At 34.8% G+C, this 19,936-nt stretch carries 3 protein-coding genes; all 3 read left to right on the top strand.

Going from position 1 to position 19,936, the window contains the following annotated elements:
- The first annotated feature begins 33 nt into the window (after positions 1-33).
- Complete coding sequence (locus tag Q0958_RS10285) at positions 34-17,991, top strand: T9SS type B sorting domain-containing protein (RefSeq protein ID WP_299122675.1); 17,958 nt, start codon at positions 34-36, stop codon at positions 17,989-17,991.
- 2 nt (positions 17,992-17,993) lie between these two features.
- Positions 17,994-18,941: a type IX secretion system membrane protein PorP/SprF gene (locus tag Q0958_RS10290; protein WP_299122678.1), complete on the top strand. Its 948-nt coding sequence runs from the start codon at positions 17,994-17,996 to the stop codon at positions 18,939-18,941.
- 66 nt (positions 18,942-19,007) lie between these two features.
- Entirely contained in the window at positions 19,008-19,895 is an 888-nt protein-coding gene (rluF, locus tag Q0958_RS10295) for a 23S rRNA pseudouridine(2604) synthase RluF (RefSeq protein ID WP_299122681.1), read from the top strand.
- Positions 19,896-19,936 lie beyond the last annotated feature (41 nt).

Raw genomic sequence — 19,936 nt, forward strand, 5'->3', positions numbered from 1 at the left:
CTAATTATCCCCAATAATTAAATTCCCCCTATTATGATGAAAAGATTACTATTAATTATAATAATATTTTGGCAAACAGGTTTACTGTTTTCACAAGAAAAAATAAATTATCAAGAAGATAGAACTTCAACAGAATTTAACGCAAGACCAGATGTTACCTTTACAAATCGTTTAGGTACTGGTGGTGTCAATTTGAGAGGTGATATTACATTTATAGCTAATAATATATTAAGCAGATCGTCTGGATCAAATACACCAAACGTATCTTATGATGGATATTCTTCTAACGGAAGTTTATTTATGGATTATATTGATATTGATGGTGATCCTTCTACTTTTTCTTCTTCAAGAGCAGGGTTAAATTTACCAGCTTGTTCTAAAGTAGTGCATGCATATTTATACTGGGGTGGAGTGTATCCATATAAGACATGGTCTGGTTTTGAAACAAGAGATGATGATTTTGATCAAATTAAATTTAAAATACCTGGGGATGTAAATTATAGAAATATTACAGGACAAAGAATTTATGACCAAGGAACTACTACGCAAAGACCATATGTTTGTGTTAGTGATGTTACAAGTTTACTTGCTGGTTTAGGGACAAATCCAAATGGAGATTATTATGCTGCAGATATAAAGGCGGTAGTAGGAGATGATCCTTTTGGTTTAGGTGGAGCTGCTGGTTGGACTTTAGTAGTTGTTTACGAAAATGAAAATGTATCAAGTAAAAATATTTCGATTTTTGATGGGTTTTCTACTATTGATGGAACAAATAATGCAACTATTTCATATTCTGGATTTAAAACAATTCCTGTAGGACCAGTAAGAGCAAAAGTTTTAGTGGGAGCTTTGGAAGGAGATAGAAGTATTTCAGGTGATAGTTTTCAAATTCAAAATACGAACGGCTGGTACATTAATCAATTTACACCAAACATAAATCCAAGAACAGGAAGTCCTGGGAATTGGAGATATAATTTTTTCAATGGTTCTATAAGTGAGAATGATGCCTTTTTAACAGATAGAACACCTGATAGTGAGAATACACTAGGTTTTGATGTTGATTTATACAGTGTAAGGAATAACAATAATGTATTAATAGGAAATAATCAAACCAGTGCAAATTTACGATTTACTACTAGTGGAGATGTATATTGGCCTTTTTTAAATGCTTTATCGGTTGAAATTATTGAGCCTAAAATACAAATGATTAAAACTATTGAAGATGCAGCAGGAAATGACATTTCAGGTGCGCCAGTAGGCTTAGGTAATGAATTATTTTATACAATAAGATTTCAAAATGTAGGAACCGATAATGCATTGAATACAGAAATTGTTGATTTATTACCTAAAAACGTTGATTTATTAGAGTCAGATTTAATTTTACCTGCAGGGATAACCGCAGCGAATTATACATATACACCACCAGCAGCAGGAAACGGATTTAGAGGAGAATTACGTTTCAACATACCTGATAATATGGTTGAAGAAGGAGATCCTGCTTATGAAATAAAAATAAAAGTACAGGTAGTTTCAAATTGTAACGATTTAAGAGATGTTTGTTCTAATAGGATAGAAAATCAGGCTTTTGCTAATTATGATAGTGATGAAGGAGGAACACCAAGAGTTATAAATGAACCAAGTTTTGCTGGAATTGATGCCTGTAATTTTGGAATTGTGGGAACTTCAAATTTCTTAGTAGATACTTCTGGTTGTACTTTTGAAAGAGATCAAGTTTTATGTGGGGGTAATTTAGATTTAGTTGCAGGTAATGGTTTTGCTTCTTATTCATGGGTAAATGCAAATAATCCAGGAGTAGTGATAGGAACAAGTCAAACATTAACAGTTACTCAAGCTGGTACCTATGTTGTAACGAAAACAGCACCAGTAGGTTGTATTGATAGTACAGAAACAATTAATGTAGTTGCTTTTAATAATCAACCAAATCCATTAGCTGCTTCAGCAGATCAAATTTTAACTTCATGTCCGAGTAATAGTTTTCCTTTAGCAGAAATATACTTATGTGGAGATGGAAGTACACGACAAATAAATTTACCTTTTACATCTAGTTCTGCAACTACAGTACGTTGGTTTCAATTAGATGAAAGCTCATGTCCAGACCAAACAGTTGCTGGATGTGCAAACGTAAATTCAGCATGTACTTGGAATGATTTAGGAACAGATTTATCAAGAACTTTTAGTGATGCAGGTGAGTATAAATTAGAAGTATTATACGATGGGTTATGTCCAACAACTTATTATTTCAATGTATACAAAGCTACTTTAAACCCTACTATAGTAAAAGAAGATATTCTTTGTGGGGCTTCGGCTGATATTACGATTAATAACATTCCTGTTGGATACGAGTATAGTTTAACGGGGCCTGGAGGATTTAATGCTCCTTTCCAAGCTGGTAATACATTTACAGTAACACAACCTGGAGATTATAATTTATCTATCCGTTTAGCAGGTTCTTCTGCCGCAGCTTGTACATATACATTCCCAGCAATAAATATTCAGGAAGAGACTATAGATTTAGATGTTATTACAACGAATATGCAGTGTGCTAATGAACAAGCACAGATAAGAATTCAAGCGAATAATGTACCAGGAGATTATACGTATACCTTAACACAAGGTGGAGCAACAGTAGCTACTTTTGGACCTGTAGCTACCAATGATCATACATTTAATGTAACTGATGGAGGAGTTTATACAGTTACTGTTTCAACAGCTGATTGTACTGCTACACAGATGGTAACAATAGTAGAACCAGCAGAGCTTAATTTAAATGCAGTAGCTACCAAAGATATTTCATGTTTAAATGGATCATCGGATGGAATTATAACATTAAATGCTACAGGAGGAACTTTAAACACAGGAGATACTTATTCATTTGCAGTATGGTCTAAAGATGGAGTAAATTTACATGCAAATATTGCAGCTATACCTTCTACAGATTATTTTACAAATACTACTTATAATGTTGTAAATGGTCAAGAAGGAACTTATACTTTCCTTGTAGTTGATAGTAATAACTGTTCCACAATTTCTGGGCCAGTAACTATAAATGTAGAAGCACCATTACAGTTTACACATACGGCAACAAACATTTCATGTAATGGTTTAACAGATGGTAGAATAGAAGTTAATGTTGTAGGAAGTGACTTAGGTTTTAATCCAATTGAGTATAGTTTAGACGGAGGTACTAATTGGAATACCACAGGTGTTTTCAATAACTTGGCAGCAAATGCGAATTATACAGTAAGAATAAGAGCTTCAAAAACAAGTTACCAGTGTAATTATGAAATTACAAATATTGCTATTAATGAACCAACAGCTTTAGCTGGAGGAAGTGTAGCAGGAACAGATCTTTCTTGTAATACTGCTGGTGCTACAGTATTAGGAACGTTAACATTTACAGCACCTTCAGGAGGTACAGGAGCTTATACATATTATTATAGATTAGCTGGTGCGGCTACTTTTAATGCAGCAGCAGGAACTACAGTTTCTAATTTGCCAGCAGGAATATATAATACTAGAGTAGAAGATGCTAATGGTTGTTCAAGAGATTTAAATGATGTAGTCATTGCTCCATTACCAGCAGCACCTACTTTAGCTAGTTCTATTGTTTATAATTGTGATGGAACAGCCAATGTAACAATTACACCAAATGTAGGAACTTATACCTATAGTTTAGATGGAGGAACAGCTCAATCGAGTAATGTGTTTAATAATGTAGCTGTAGGAGCACATACATTTACAGTGAGTTATGGAAGTGCATGTACAGAAGATATCGTAGTGAATGTTGCTTCAGGTCAAGCATTTACAGGAAGTATAGTTGGAAGTACAGATAGTGAGTGTAATGGTTCTGATAATGGAACAATAACAATTTCAGCAAATAATTTTACAGGAGGTAGTTATGATTATTCTATAGATGGAGGAACAACATGGTCATCTACTGCAGACAATCCATATAGAATTGTTGGATTAGCAGCTGATACTTATCATGTATTTGTAAGAGAAACATCTGGTGCGTTAAACTGTGATGTTGATTTAGGTACAGTTACAATTTCTGAACCGCCAGAATTAACATTATCTGCATCAGTAACACAAGCTGCAGTTTGTACAGGAGCAAGTACAGGAGCAACAATTACGGCTGTAACAAATGGAGGAGGAACACCACCTTATACATTTAGTATAGATGGAGGTGCCACTTGGCAAAGCTCACCGGTATTTACTAATGTAGCACCTAGTGCAACAGATTACATTGTAATGGTACGTGATAGTAGAAGTTGTAATGAGTGTGGTTGTACAGCTAACTTATTTGAGAATGGTAGTTTTGAATCACCTGCATTAGCAACTCAAGGCTTTCGTCAGAGAAATGAAGATGATGTACCTGGATGGGATACTACAGATCCTTCAAATAGAATTGAAATTTGGTATAATAATTTCTTAGGAGTAACACCACATGATGGAGTTGCTTTAGCTGAATTAAATGCCAAAAATGCAGGAGCTTTATATCAAGAGTATTGTACTGAACCAGGAGATGTAATTAATTGGTCAGTAGCACATAGAGGTAGAGTTGGAGAAGATGAAGCTTCTGTTAGAATTGGAGGAGATTTAGCTACAGCACCAATTGTTGAAACAATGAAAGATGGTACTTCTGCATGGGGAGTATATTCTGGAACATATATAGTACCAGCTGGGCAATCTACTACAATTATTGCTTTTGAAGCAGTGTCTACAGCAACAGGAAATTTAAGTGTAGGTAACTTAATTGACAATGTACAAATAACAATAGCAAAAAATAGTTGTGTACCAGTAAGCGTAACAGTAGATCCTCCGCAAACGGTAACACATACAGGTACTGTAACGCAATGTTATGATGGAAGTAATGGACAAATTGTTGTAAATGTTACACAAGGAAATGGAGATTACCAATTTAGCTTAGATGGAGGACCATGGCAAACACCTACACCATCAACAGCAACAACTTATACATTCTCAGGATTAACGCCTAAGACTTATACGGTTGATGTACGAGATGGGGCAGGCTGTGTATCAACTCAAACAAGTCATATATTAAATAATCAATTAGGTTTAACAACTACTTTAGTAGATGAGACTTGTAATACAGGCCGAATTACAATTAATCCAACAGGAGGAGATACAAATTATCGATTTGCAGTAGTAACAAGTGGAACAGCAGTAACGTCAGGAGATTTCAATACAACGAATCCTGTAAATGTTGCTGCAGGAACATGGGATGTTTATGTACAAGATAAAAATGGAGGAACAGATTTTTGTCAAGTAATGGAAACTGTAACAATTCAAAGGATTGCAGATCCAACAATTACTACATCTGTTGTTCAGCCAAATTGTAATGGTGAAACTGGAACAGTAAATGTTGTTATATCAAATGGGACAGCACCATTTAGTGCAACAATCAATAGTACAACAGGAGCATATACAGCAACACAAGCAGGTTTAAACACTAATAATGTATCTTTTACAGGATTAGCTTCAGATACTTATCAGGTTGTTGTAACTGATGCCAATGGATGTGACATTCCTACTCCATATCCAACAGTAATAGTTGCAGCGCCAAATGCGTTATCAGGAACAGCAAGTATAACACAACCTTATACATGTGTACAACAGGGAGTTATAACATTTGGAACACCAACAGGAGGAACAGCACCATATACATATGGAATCAATGGAGTATTTTCTAATAATCCTATAAAACCAAACTTAACTGACGCTACCTATGCATTAGTAATAAGAGATGCAAATAATTGTGAGTTTACTTTACCAAGTATCACAATAGTACCATTACCAGCGATACCATCATTAGGAAGTTTGATTGCATACAACTGTGATGGGACAGGAAATGTAACAATTACACCAAATGTAGGAACGTATACTTATAGTTTAGATGGCGGAGCAGCGCAAGCGAGCAATGTATTTAATAATGTATCAGTAGGTTCACATACATTTACAGTAAATTATGGAAGCTCATGTACTGAAGATATTATTGTAAATGTAGCAGCAGGCCAAGAGTTTACAGCAAGTATTACAGGAAATACAGATAGTACGTGTAATAATGCTGATAATGGAACAATTACTATAAATGCTTCAAATTATGGAGGAGCATCGTATGATTACAGTATTGACGGCGGAGCAAACTGGGTAAATACAACAGTGAACCCAGTAACAATTACAGGATTAGATAATATTACGCATGATATTCGAGTACGAGCTACTGTAGGATTGTTAACATGTCCATTAAATTTAGGAACAGTAACAATTTCAGAACCAGCAGCAGTAGGAGTAACAGCTACAATTACAAAACCAGCAACATGTGCTGCACCAACAGGAGCAACTATAGAAGCAGTAGCTACAGGAGGAACAGCACCGTATGAATATAGTATTGATGGAGGAACCACATGGCAAGCATCAGGAGTGTTCACCGCAATAGCAGCAAGTGGAACAGCTTATACTATTACAGCAAGAGATAGTAGAAACTGTGCTTCAACTAGTAATGCAACAATTACTGTAAATGCACCGGATACTGTTATGCATACAGCTACAGTAACGCAATGTTATAATGGAAGTAATGGACAAATTATTGTTAATGTTGCACAAGGAAATGGTAATTACCAATTTAGTTTAGATGGAGGACCATGGCAAACACCAACTCCATCAACAGCAACAACTTATACATTCTCGGGATTAACTCCAAAAACATATACAGTAGATGTACGAGATGGATCAGGGTGTGTATCGACTCAAACAAGTCATATATTAAATGATCAATTAGGTTTAACAACTACCTTAGTAGATGAGACTTGTAATACAGGACGAATTACAATCAACCCAACAGGAGGAGATACAAATTATAGATTTGCAGTAGTAACAAGTGGAACACCAGTAACGACAGGAGATTTCAATACAACGAATCCTGTAAATGTTGCTGCAGGAACATGGGATGTTTATGTACAAGATAAAAATGGAGGAACAGATTTTTGTCAAGTAATGGAAACTGTAACAATTCAAAGGATTGCAGATCCAACAATTACTACATCTGCGGTTCAACCAAATTGTAATGGTGAAACTGGAACAGTAAATGTTGTTATATCAAATGGAACAGCACCATTTAGTGCAACAATCAATAGTACAACAGGAACATATACGGTAACACAACCAGGTTTAAATACTAATAATGTATCATTTACAGGTTTAAATTCAGGTACTTATGAGATTGTTGTAACTGATGCAAATGGATGTAATATTCCTATGCCATACCCAACAGAAATAATTACTGTACCAACTGCATTAGCAGGAGGATTGGCAGCTGAAACAGATTTAGCATGTAATGCAACAGGAGGTACAATATTAGGAGGAATAACTTTTACAGCACCAACTGGAGGAACTCCTGCATATACGTATTTTTATAGAGTAAATGGAGCACCTTTACCAAACCCATTCATACAAGTAACAGGAACTTCAGTATCTAATTTAGCAGCAGGTACTTATAATACAAGAGTAGTGGATGCAAACGGTTGTTTCTTAGACTTGAATAATGTTGTTATAGATCCATTACCAACTGCACCAACTTTTGGAATACCAACTATTGTATATAATTGTGACGGAACAGGAAATGTAACCATTATCCCAACACCAGCAGGAGCTTATACTTATAGTTTAGACGGTGGAGCTCCACAAGCAACCGCTACTTTTAATAATGTTGCAGTAGGTCCACATACAATAACAGTAGGTTATGGAAGTGCTTGTACAACAGATGTTTTAGTAAATGTAGAACCAAATAATGCTTTTGATGCTACAATTACTGCTAGTACAGGAAATAATTGTAATGCTTCAAATGATGGAACAATTACAATTGAAGCAATCAACGTTACAGGTAATTTTGATTATTCAACAGATGGAGGAACTAACTGGAATACTACAACTTCAAACCCATTTACAATAACAGGTTTATCAGCAGGAAGTCAAACTGTAATGGTAAGGCCAGATAATAGTTCGCCAGCAGCATGTACTAGAACAATAGGAACTGTAATTTTAGCAGACCCTACAGTTTTATCAGTTACAGCAGCAATTACAAAAGAAGCGAGTTGTGCAGCACCAACAGGAGCAACAATTGAAGCTACACCAACCGGAGGAACAGCACCATATAGATATAATATAAATGGAGGAGCTTGGCAAATATCACCTGTCTTTACAGGAGTTGCAGCAAGTGGAACAGCCTATACTATTAATATAGAAGACGCTAATAATTGTACGTCTTCAACAACAGTAACCGTAAATTCACCATCAACAGTAGCGTTCGATGTTGTACCACAAGTATGTTATAATGGAACTAATGGAGAGTTGGTAGTTACAGTTACTTCAGGAGGAGGTAACTATCAGTTTAGTTTAAATGGTGGACCTTTACAAGGATCGACAACTAACACTTATACATTTACAGGTTTAACAAACGGAACTTATAGTGTAACTGTACAAGATGGTTTAGGGTGTACAACAACAACCAATAACCATATTATAAACCCTCAATTATTAGCAACAACAACAGTTACAGATGCAAGTTGTAATACAGGACAGATATTGGTGAATCCTACAGGAGGAGCAGGTAGTTATGTGTTTTCTTTAGTAGCAGCAAATGCGGCACAACCAGCTGATGGAACATTCAATAATACAAATCCAATAGCAACTGGAAACGGTACATATGATGTATATGTAAGAGATAATAATGGAACAGCTCCGTATTGTCAATTTATAATAGAAGATGTCGTAGTAAATCAAATACCAAATGTAGCTATAGTAAGACCTGTTACTGTGAATCAGCCTACATGTAATGGAGATACAGGAAGTATTGATTTACAAATAAATAATGGACAAGGACCACATACAATAGTTGTAACAAATGGTTTAGGTCCGGTAACTACAGTTAATAATTTCACGGGAACAAGTACGAGTTTCAATAATTTAGTAGCTGAAACTTATACAATCACCATAACTGATGCATTGGGATGTTCTGATACTGAAACAGTAACATTAACTAATCCACCAGCATTAACAGCAACTCTAACACCAATATTGCCTACTTGTGGAACACCTTTTGCAGGAAATGAAGCGCTTTTTGGATTCCAATTTACAGGGTATCCAGTTGTAGCGCCATATACATTAGAATTTAGTGATGATGGTGGAGCAACTTGGCAAACTTCAGATAGTTTTACAGGAATTAATTCAGGTACAACAGTAAATCCTGTTATTAGAGTATTAGATACTGATGGAGTAACAGTTCGTTGTATAGAAAGCCTTGGAGCTTATGAAGTTCCATACACTGTTGAAGGACTGATAGTTAATCCAGTTACTAATCCAGGAACTTGTGTAGGAGGTTTCAGTGTAACCGTTGAAGCAATAGGAGGAGTTGGTCCTTTTAGGTTTATTCTAAATGACCCAACAGTACCAGTTGGAGCATGGTTACCGCCTGATACAACAAGTCCAACACCACCAGCTCAAGATAGAACAAGAACTTTTACAGGTTTAATACCTGGTTTAAATTATGATTTCTATGTTGTTGATTTAAATGAGAATGCAGCAGGAGCAGTGGTTGGAGATCCTTCAGATGATTGTATTAAGCAGAACATAGAAAATATTTACGATGTATTTGCACCATCTGTACCTATTTCAAGTACAGTAAATAATAATCAATGTAATGGAGCTAGTAACGGAGAAATAACTTTTACAATAGATAATACTTCTGGAGATTTAATTCTTCCTTTTAATTGGACTTTATATAAAAGAAATCCAGTTACGAATATTGGTGCAGCAGTGACTAATAATGTAGGAGAAACAAGTTTAACTATTACAACAGGAGGGCTAGATGCAGGAGATTATTATATACAATTAACTAATACAACAGGAGGACCACCAGTATGTGAGTTTGGAAGTTTAGATGTAACAATTGATGAAGGTTTACCAATATCTGGTACTTTAAATGCTGTTAACAATATTACTTGTGATGTTGACGGTCTTGTTAGAATTGAAAATATTTTAGGAGGTTTTGGAGGTTATACTTATGCAGCAACTGTTTATGAAACAGGAAATGCAGGAAATGCAGTTGCACATACATTAACTGGTAATACAATTACTGTTAGTAATACAGCTGCTAATACAGCTGGAGCAACTTCAGTAGATGTAGAAGTATTAGTTACAGATAGCAGTGGATGTACTACTAATTTAGGACCTGTAACAATAACCTTAAGTCCTTCACCTACAGTAGCAGCGGTACCTAATAGTTGTGATGCTAATAAAACAATTACAATTACAGCAGGAAGTGGAACACCACCATACCAATACTCTACAGATGGAGGTACAACATATAGTACTCCTACAACTAATACAACATATTTAGCAGAAGGATTAACTCCTGCAAGTTATAATGTAATAGTAAAAGATGCGAATGGTTGTACAAGTCCTACAGTAGTAAGAACTATACAAGCACCATTAGATTTTACATTAGTTCAAACTAAAAATATTGATTGTTCTGGTACACCAGAAGCAGCAGTAGAAATTAATGTAACTTCAGGTTCAGCATTAGCTAATTATGAATATGAAATAGCAGGGCCAAGTGCAGTAGTTGCAAGAACAGCTTTAGGAACTAATCCTTTAACTTTCAATCCAACAACAGCAGGAACATATACGGTAACAATACATGACACAGCTGAAACTCCAAATTGTTCAGTAACAAAAACAATAGACATTGCAGCAAGAGTAGAACCTAACTTTACAGCAACGCCTACAGTAAATGATATTTGTGATGGAGCAAGTACAGGAGAAATTACAGTAACTACTATAGATAATGGAATTTTACCATTAAACTATACTATTACTCCAGATCCAGCAGCAGCAGGAACAATTTCTTCAGCAGCAGGAGTTGTATTTAGTAATTTACCAGCAGGTAATTATACAATAACGGGTACATCAACTGTAAATAGCTGCCCTAGGTCTATTGCGGTAGAAATTAGAGATTTAAATCCAATTGTGCCACCAGCACCAGTTGTAACTCAGTTTGCTTGTACAACAGGAAATGTTGTGAATACAGCTACAGTAACATTGCCAGGTGGAACAACAGGTGGAACAGGTACATACACTAGAGTAGTATTTACATATACGCCAGCAACAGGAGCGGTAGAAACTCAAGATAGTGCTAGTTTAAGTTTTTCAACTACAAACACTTCTGGAGGACCTGTTACTATTGTCGTATATGATGATAAAGGATGTTCTTCAGCAATAGTGAATACAGCAATAACAGAGTTTAATGCAATTAGTGCACCAGTAGTAACAGTAGATAATGATATTCCTTGTAATACAGGAGTAGGTGAAGATATTACAGTTACTTATACCTCAGTAGCGGCAATGGCTGCAAATATTACTATTGAAGGAATTAATGGAAATGTATATGCTGCAGTAACAAACACAACAGGAATTTTTAATAACTTACCAACAGGAGATTATAAAATAACTATTGCAGCTCCTCCTCTTACAACAGGATGTCAGTTAGAAACTTTCCATACCGTTGGAGTAGCGCCACAATTTGATATATTAATATCTGATGTAACTAATGAAACCTGTAAAATGAATGATGATGGTAGTGCTTTGTTAGATTTTAACCCAGCCACACCATATGCAGGAAATTACAATTATACAGTATATCATGCAGCCACAAATGCAATTGAAAGAACGGTTAATGGATTAACAGGAAATTCTTCAATAGCTAATTTAGCAGCAGGAGAATATTATGTAATTGCTACATTAACTTCAACAGGAGCACCTTTCTGTACAGCAAGGTCAGCAAACTTTACAATTGAAGAGCCAGCAAATCCATTATTAGTAAATGGAGTAGTAAACCCACCAGTAAGTTGTAATGGCGGATCAGATGGAACAATTACAGCTAGTGCAACAGGAGGTTGGGGAAGTTACCAATATCAATTAGAAGATTTAGCTAATAATGTAATTGGAGGTTATACATATAGTAATAACAATGTATTTACAGGCTTAGCTCCAGGAGACTATAGAATTAGAGTTACTGATGGAAATGGTTGTCCAAGATCTCAAGATATTAATATACCAACCCCTGCACCAGTAACTTTTGGAGTAACAGATAATGACAATGTTTGTGATTCAAGTACAGGTGGAAGCATTACTATAAATGCTACAGGAGGAACAGGAACTTATGTATATAGTTTAACAGTTGGTACAACAGTTGTAGCTACTCACACATCAACATCAGCTACACATACATTTACTAACTTAGGAGATGCATTATATATAGTTAATGTAAAAGATTCTAATAGTTGTGATGCAGGAACACCAACAAATGTTACAATATCACCAAACTTAGATTTCTCATTAACAGAAACTAAGAAGTTAGATTGTTCAGGAACACCAGCAGCATCTGTAAGTTTAAATATATTATCAGGTTCAGGAACTTACGACTATGAAGTTGTCGGGTTAATAAGTGGAACGTTAGTAGCACAAACATCAACAGGTGGAGTTAACCCATTAGTATTTAATCCAACAGTAGCAGATACTTATACAGTAACAGTTACTGATACAGGAGCGAATCCAGATTGTTCAATAAGTAAAACAATTGTAGTTCAACCAGAGTTACGACCAGATTTTACAGCAGTAGCAACGACAAATAATATTTGTAATGGAGATGCAACAGGAGTAATTCAGTTAACAGCAACAGATAATGGAATATTACCATTAACATATACGATAAGTTCGGTGCCTGCAGCAGCAGCGACTGGAGTAACACTTAATGCAGCGAGTCAAACTTTTGAAAATTTACCTGCAGCTGTTTATACAATAACAGGAACAGGAACCAATAGTTGTCCAACTGTAAGAACAGTAACGATATCGGATAATGCTATAATTGATGTTTCAGGAGCAGTAACAGTAGCAGAGTTTGGATGTACAACAGGAAATACGACAAACAATGCAACGATAACTATCAACAAAGGAAATATTACAGGAGGTACAACAAATTATGTGAGAGCAGTGTTTATTGATGCAGGAACAGGAACAGTTCTTCAAGATAGTGGAAGTTTCGTTTATACATCAACAAATGAAGCAGGAGGAAACTATACAATAAATGTATATGATGACAAAGGATGTTTAGGAACAGTAGGAGCAACTATTCAACCATTTGAAAGATTAATAGATGCAACAATCACAGTGACTAAAGCAATTGATTGTGCTACAGGAGAAAATATTACAGTTAAGATAAATCCAGATATAGCAAATGCAAGTTATACCATAACAGGAGCAGGTACAGGATTTACTGCAACACAAGTAGTACCAACAGCAACAGATGCAGCAACATTTACAGGATTGGCAACTGATAACTATACAATAACTATTACTCACCCAGTAACAAGATGTATCTTATCAACAGCTCATATAGTAGAAGCTGCACCTACATTTACATTAGATATTGATAATATTCAAAATGTAACATGTTTTGGAACGACTTCAGGAAGTTCAGAGTTAATCTTTAGTACAAGTACTCCATATACAGGAAATTATACATATGAAATTTTCAATGTAGGAGGAGTAACAACAGGTATAACAGGAAATGGAGTAGGAAATGTAGTAGAGTCATTAACTGGATTAGGAGCAGGAAACTATTATGTTTCAGTAACGATGACCGATAGTCCATTCTGTCCAGTACAATCTCCAAACTTTGAAATTCAAGGACCAGCAGGAGCATTAGGAGTTAGCGGAGTAGTTAATCCACCAGTAAGTTGTAATGGAGGGTCAGATGGAACTATCACAGCAACAGGTACTAATGGTTGGGGAAGTTATGATTACCAATTAGAATTCTTAGCAGGAGGAGTTGTAGGTACTTATACATATAGTAATAATAATGTGTTTACAGGATTAGCATCAGGAGATTATAGAATTAGAGTAAGAGACGCGAATGGATGTTTAAACGAAGCTACAGTGAACGTACCTGTGCCAACACCAGTAACTTTTGGAGTAACAGATAATGACAATGTTTGTGATTCAAGTACAGGTGGAAGCATTACTATAAATGCTACAGGAGGAACAGGAACTTATGTATATAGTTTAACAGTTGGAGGAACAGTAGTGGCTACCCACACATCAACATCAGCTACACATACATTTACTAACCTAGGTGGAGATTTATATGTAGTAAATGTAAAAGATTCTAATAGTTGTGATGCAGGAACACCAACGAATGTAACAATATCACCAAACTTAGATTTCTCATTAATAGAGACTAAAAAGTTAGATTGTTCAGGAACACCAGCAGCAGCGGTAAGCTTAAATATATTATCTGGTTCAGGAACTTATGAATATGAAGTAGTAGGAGCAGCAAGTGGAACCTTAGTTGCTCAAACAACAACAGGTGGAGTTAATCCATTAGTATTTAACCCAACTGTAGCTGATACTTATACAGTAACAATAACAGATACGGGGGCAAACCCAGATTGTTCAATAAGCAAAACAATTGTAATTCAGCCAGCATTGCAGCCAACATTTACAGCGGTAGCAACAACGAATAATATTTGTAATGGAGATGCAACAGGAGTAATCCAATTATCAGCAACAGATAATGGAATATTACCATTAACATATACGATAAGTTCGGTGCCTGCAGCAGCAGCGACTGGAGTAACACTTAATGCAGCGAGTCAAACTTTTGAAAATTTACCTGCAGCTGTTTATACAATAACAGGAACAGGAACCAATAGTTGTCAAACAGTAAGAACAGTAACAATATCGGAGAATGCAACGATAGATCTTTCATTAGCAGTTGGAGTAGTAGAATTTGCCTGTACAACAGGAAACACGACGAACAATGCAACTGTAACTGTTAACAAAGGAAATATTACTGGAGGAACAGGAAATTATGTAAGAGCAATATTTGTATACGATAATGGAACGCCAGGAGATGCAACTGATGATATAACACAAGACAGTACATCATTTAGTTTTGGAGTTACCAATGAAGCAGGAGGTAGTGTGTCAATAACAATTTTTGACGACAAGGGATGTATTGCTACGGTAACTAGAACAATACAACCATTTGAGAAATTAGTTGATGCAACAATCACAGTAACAAAAGCTATCGATTGTAATACAGGAGAAGATATAACAGTTAAGATAAATCCAGATATAGCAAATGCAAGTTATACAATAACAGGAGCAGCTACAGGATTTACAGCAACACAAGTAGTACCATTAGCAACAAATCCAGCAATATTTACAGGATTAGCATCAGGTAATTATACAATAACTATTACTCACCCAGTAACAGGATGTATATTATCAACAGCTCATATAGTTGGAGATGCACCAAAGTTTGAATTGATTGTAGATAATATCCAAAGAGCGTGTTTCGGAGGAAATGGAAGTGTTGACTTGAGTTTCAACCCAGTAACACCATATGCAGATATATATACTTATGAAATATTTAATGTAGCAGGTGGAGCAACAACAGGAATAACAGGAAATGGAACAGGAAATGTAACCACAACAATTAATAATTTACCAGCAGGTAATTACTATGCGGTTATAACTATGCCAAATTCACCTTTCTGTTCTGCTAGATCGGCGAACTTTACAATAGATCAGCCAGCAAATGATTTAACATTAGCACATGCGTTGACATACTTAAAGTGTAACCAAGCTGATTCAGGTGAAGTTAAATTAACAGCACAAGGAGGTTGGGGAGTTTATGAATATGAGTTAGTTAATTTAACAACTGGAGCAACAGTTCAAGCATACAATAATAATGATGCTATTACAGGTTTAACAGCAGGTAATTATCAAGCAACAGTTAGAGATGCTAACAATTGTACAGAAGTAGTAACGTTCCAATTAGATGCAGGAACAACAATTACGGGTGCATTTACAGTTACTCCTAATAATTGTAGTGGAGAAAGTACAGCGACAATTGAGGTAACAGGTGTAGCAGGAGGTCAATTACAAGCGGCACCGTTAACATATACTTATGTATTAGAGTTACCAGATGGTACAAGAACAACAAGTCAGACATCACCAATATTCAATAATTTACCTGCAGGTAATGGATACTCGGTGATTATATCAGATGGTTATTCTTGTGATGGAAGAGTAGGACCAATTAATATCGTTGATCCAACTGAAGCAACAGCAACAGCTAATATTACAGCAGATATTACTTGTAACAGACCACAAGCTTCTGTTGAAGTAACAGGATCTGGAGGTAATGGTCCATATATGTATAGTAATGATGGTATTAACTTCGTTAACAATCCAATATTTAATGTAGGATCAGGAGAGCATCAGTTCTATGTAAGAGATAATCAATTATGTATTTCTGATCCAACTACAATAACTATTGATCCTTATGTAGCATTAGTTGCTAATTTAGATACAAGTGCAGCAATCATAACATGTAACGGAGATAGTAATGCCGTATTATCTGCAAATGTTACTGGAGGTTTAGGTAATTATGAATATCAGTTATTAGATAATGCAAACGCAGTAATAAGTGGATGGCAACAATCAAACTCATTTGGAGGATTAAATGTTGGTATCTATAAGATAGCAGTAAGAAGTACAAATGCAGCAGGAGATGTTTGTACAACAGAAACTGCAGAGCATCAAATAACTGAACCATTACCATTAAGTGGTAATGCAATTCCAACTCATGTAACGTGTTTTGGTGGTAATACAGGATCTATTACTGTTAACGCTTTTGATGGAAATGGAGATTATGAGTACAATATTACAGCTGTACCAGATAGACCAGAATTCCCTGCTGATAAGTACGTGAAGAATAATGTATTTGAAAACTTATCTGCTGGAGTATATATGATAACTATTAAAGATGTAATAGGATGTCCATTAGCTCCAATACAAGTTATAATTACCGAACCAACAGAATTAAATATAGGATTGGTTAATGTAACAGAGCAAACATGTTTAAATGATCCAACACCTACAATTACAGTAGATGTTCAAGGAGGAACACAGCCTTATTTTATTAGTATAAATAATGTTGAGATTGCGACACCATTTTCTCAAAACCAAATTACATTAGGTAGTGCAGAAGGAATTGTAGGAAATACACTTTATGTAATAAGTGTAAGAGATAGTGGAGGAGGATGTGCTCCAAAATCATTATCGCCTTTAACTACAGCTGAACCTGTAGACTTAAGGTTAACAGTTGATTTTGAGTATACATGTCCTTCAGGAAATATTATCAAAGCAATTGTTGATGATAAGTATAAGAATTCGATGTCTTATACGTTATATGACGGAAGTGGAGCCGCAGTTACAACAAATACAACTGGAGAGTTTATAGATGTTGCAGCTGGTAATGGATACACAGTAACGGCAACTCATACAGCAACAGCATGTTCTGAGAATTCAACAAGTAATCCAATAGATATTCAAGATATACAAGCCTTGACTATGACTATTGATGATTCTCAAAAGAACAAGTTGATAGCTAATGTAAACTTTGGTTTACCACCATATAACTTTACCGTTGATGGGGTAGATAAGGGAAGTGATAATGAATTTACAATCTTACAAACTAAAGATTATACTATTACAGTAAGAGATGCTAGAGGATGTGAATTAACATTAACAGTTAGAGGAGTATATGTTACAATAAAAGTTCCTAATATATTTACACCAGACGGAGATGGAGTAAATGATTATTGGTATCCTTTAGAAGTAGAAGATTATCATAACTTAAGAGTATTTATTTATGATAGGTATGCGAGAAAGATTCAAAACTTCCAAGGAGTTCAACAAGGATGGGATGGTTTATATGAAGGAAAACCTTTACCATCTGGAGATTACTGGTATACTATTTATTATAATGAATTATCAGGTGAAGAGAAGAAAATAATGGGTCACTTTACACTATATAGATAAGAATGAGAAAAATATTAATAATTGTAAGCATCGTAATTTCTAGTGTAAAATTAGTTGCTCAGGAGGTAAATTTACCTCAGTACATAAATCATATGGCAGATAACCCCTTTTTAATCTCACCAACCTTTGCAGGTATTGGTGCGGGGTTACAGGTTAGATTGAATGGAGTTAGTCAATGGATTGGTGTAAAAGGAGCTCCTGATACACAGTCTATAACTGTTGAAGCAAGATTAGCAGATAGATTTGGTGGGGGGTTAACCATTTTTAATGATAAAAATGGTTTTACAACTCAACAAGGAGCTAAAATATCATTTGCAAGTCACTTAACATTAAGTAATTTCCATGATAGTTTTTTATCATTTGCATTGAGTTATAATTTTGTTCAGTTTGGGATAGATACTTCTCAAAATAATACAAATCAAACATTGCCAAATAGATCAATAACGAATTCAAATTTTGATGTTGGATTACTTTATCGTTACGAACGTTTTAGTTTTAGTGCTAATGTGAATAATTTATTAGAAAAGAAAATAGATAATTTTACATTAGATGAGCCTAAGACATTAAGACGATATACAATTTATTCATCTTTTGTAATGGCTAGAATTAGTAATCGATTTGAATTAGAACCTTCTGTACTTGTAGAATATTATGAAGCAGATAAAAGGTCTAGAACAGATTTGAATGTTAAGGCAAGAAAAGGAATAAGAGATGGATATGTTTGGGCAGGGGTAAGTTATACTTTCTTAAACGATCAATTCTTTCAACCAAATGCAATTGCGCCTTTATTCGGTCTTAAAAAGAACAACTTATATATGTCATATGGATTTAGTATAAACGTTAATAAAACACAAGATTTTAACTACGGTACGCATATGATTACATTAGGTTTTGATTATGACAGAAGACCAAGTTTGGCAAGATGTACTCAAAAAATGATTATATTTTAAAGAATTCTAATAATATAATAGAAATCCTCAAGCTAAAACTTGAGGATTTTCTTTTTCTTTGCATTAATGGAAAATAAGAATCAAAATTCAACAAACCTTAATAAATTTATAAGCAGTACAGGTATTTGCTCACGTAGAGATGCAGAAAAGTTTATTGTAGCTGGTAGAGTAACTATAAATAAAAAGGTAGCTCAACTAGGAAATAGAGTATTTGAGGGCGATGAAGTTCGAGTGGATGGACGATTACTACAAGCAAAGCCAAAAACGTTGTATATAGCCTTAAATAAGCCTGTAGGGATAGTATGTACTACCGATAGTAAAGAGAAAAAAAACATTGTAAAGTTTGTAGGACATCCAGAAAGATTATTTCCAATAGGACGTTTAGATAAACCATCGCAAGGATTAATATTTTTAACAAATGATGGAGATATTGTAAATAAAATATTAAGAGCAGGGAACAATCACGAAAAAGAATATATTGTTTCAGTAAATAAAAAAATAACTGATGATTTTATAACAAAAATGAGCAATGGAATTCCAATTTTAGGAACCATAACTCAAAAATGTAAAGTAAAAAAGTTAGGTGATTTTACTTTTCAAATTATTTTAACACAAGGATTGAATAGACAAATACGTCGAATGTGTGAATATTTAGATTACGAAGTAACTAAATTGAAAAGAGAACGTATTATGAATGTTTCCTTAGGAAATTTGAAAGTAGGAGATTGGAGAGAATTAACTTCAGATGAGATGAAAGAAATCAATAAAATGATTGCGACTTCATCTAAAACAGAAGAAGCTTCGATAGATGTTGAAAAAAAGAAACCAAAACAGCCCAAGAAAAAGGAAGATGTAAAAGTGACAAACTTCAATAAAAAAAGTGCTGCATTTAGAAAAAAATCATCTGCGTCAAGAAGAAATTCAAAACAATCAAATAGAAGAAAGAGAAGGTAAAAACTTTATAATTCTTTTAATTTTTCAATTATTAAATAAGC

The sequence above is a fragment of the uncultured Tenacibaculum sp. genome, from assembly GCF_947499065.1.
GTDB lineage: Bacteria > Bacteroidota > Bacteroidia > Flavobacteriales > Flavobacteriaceae > Polaribacter.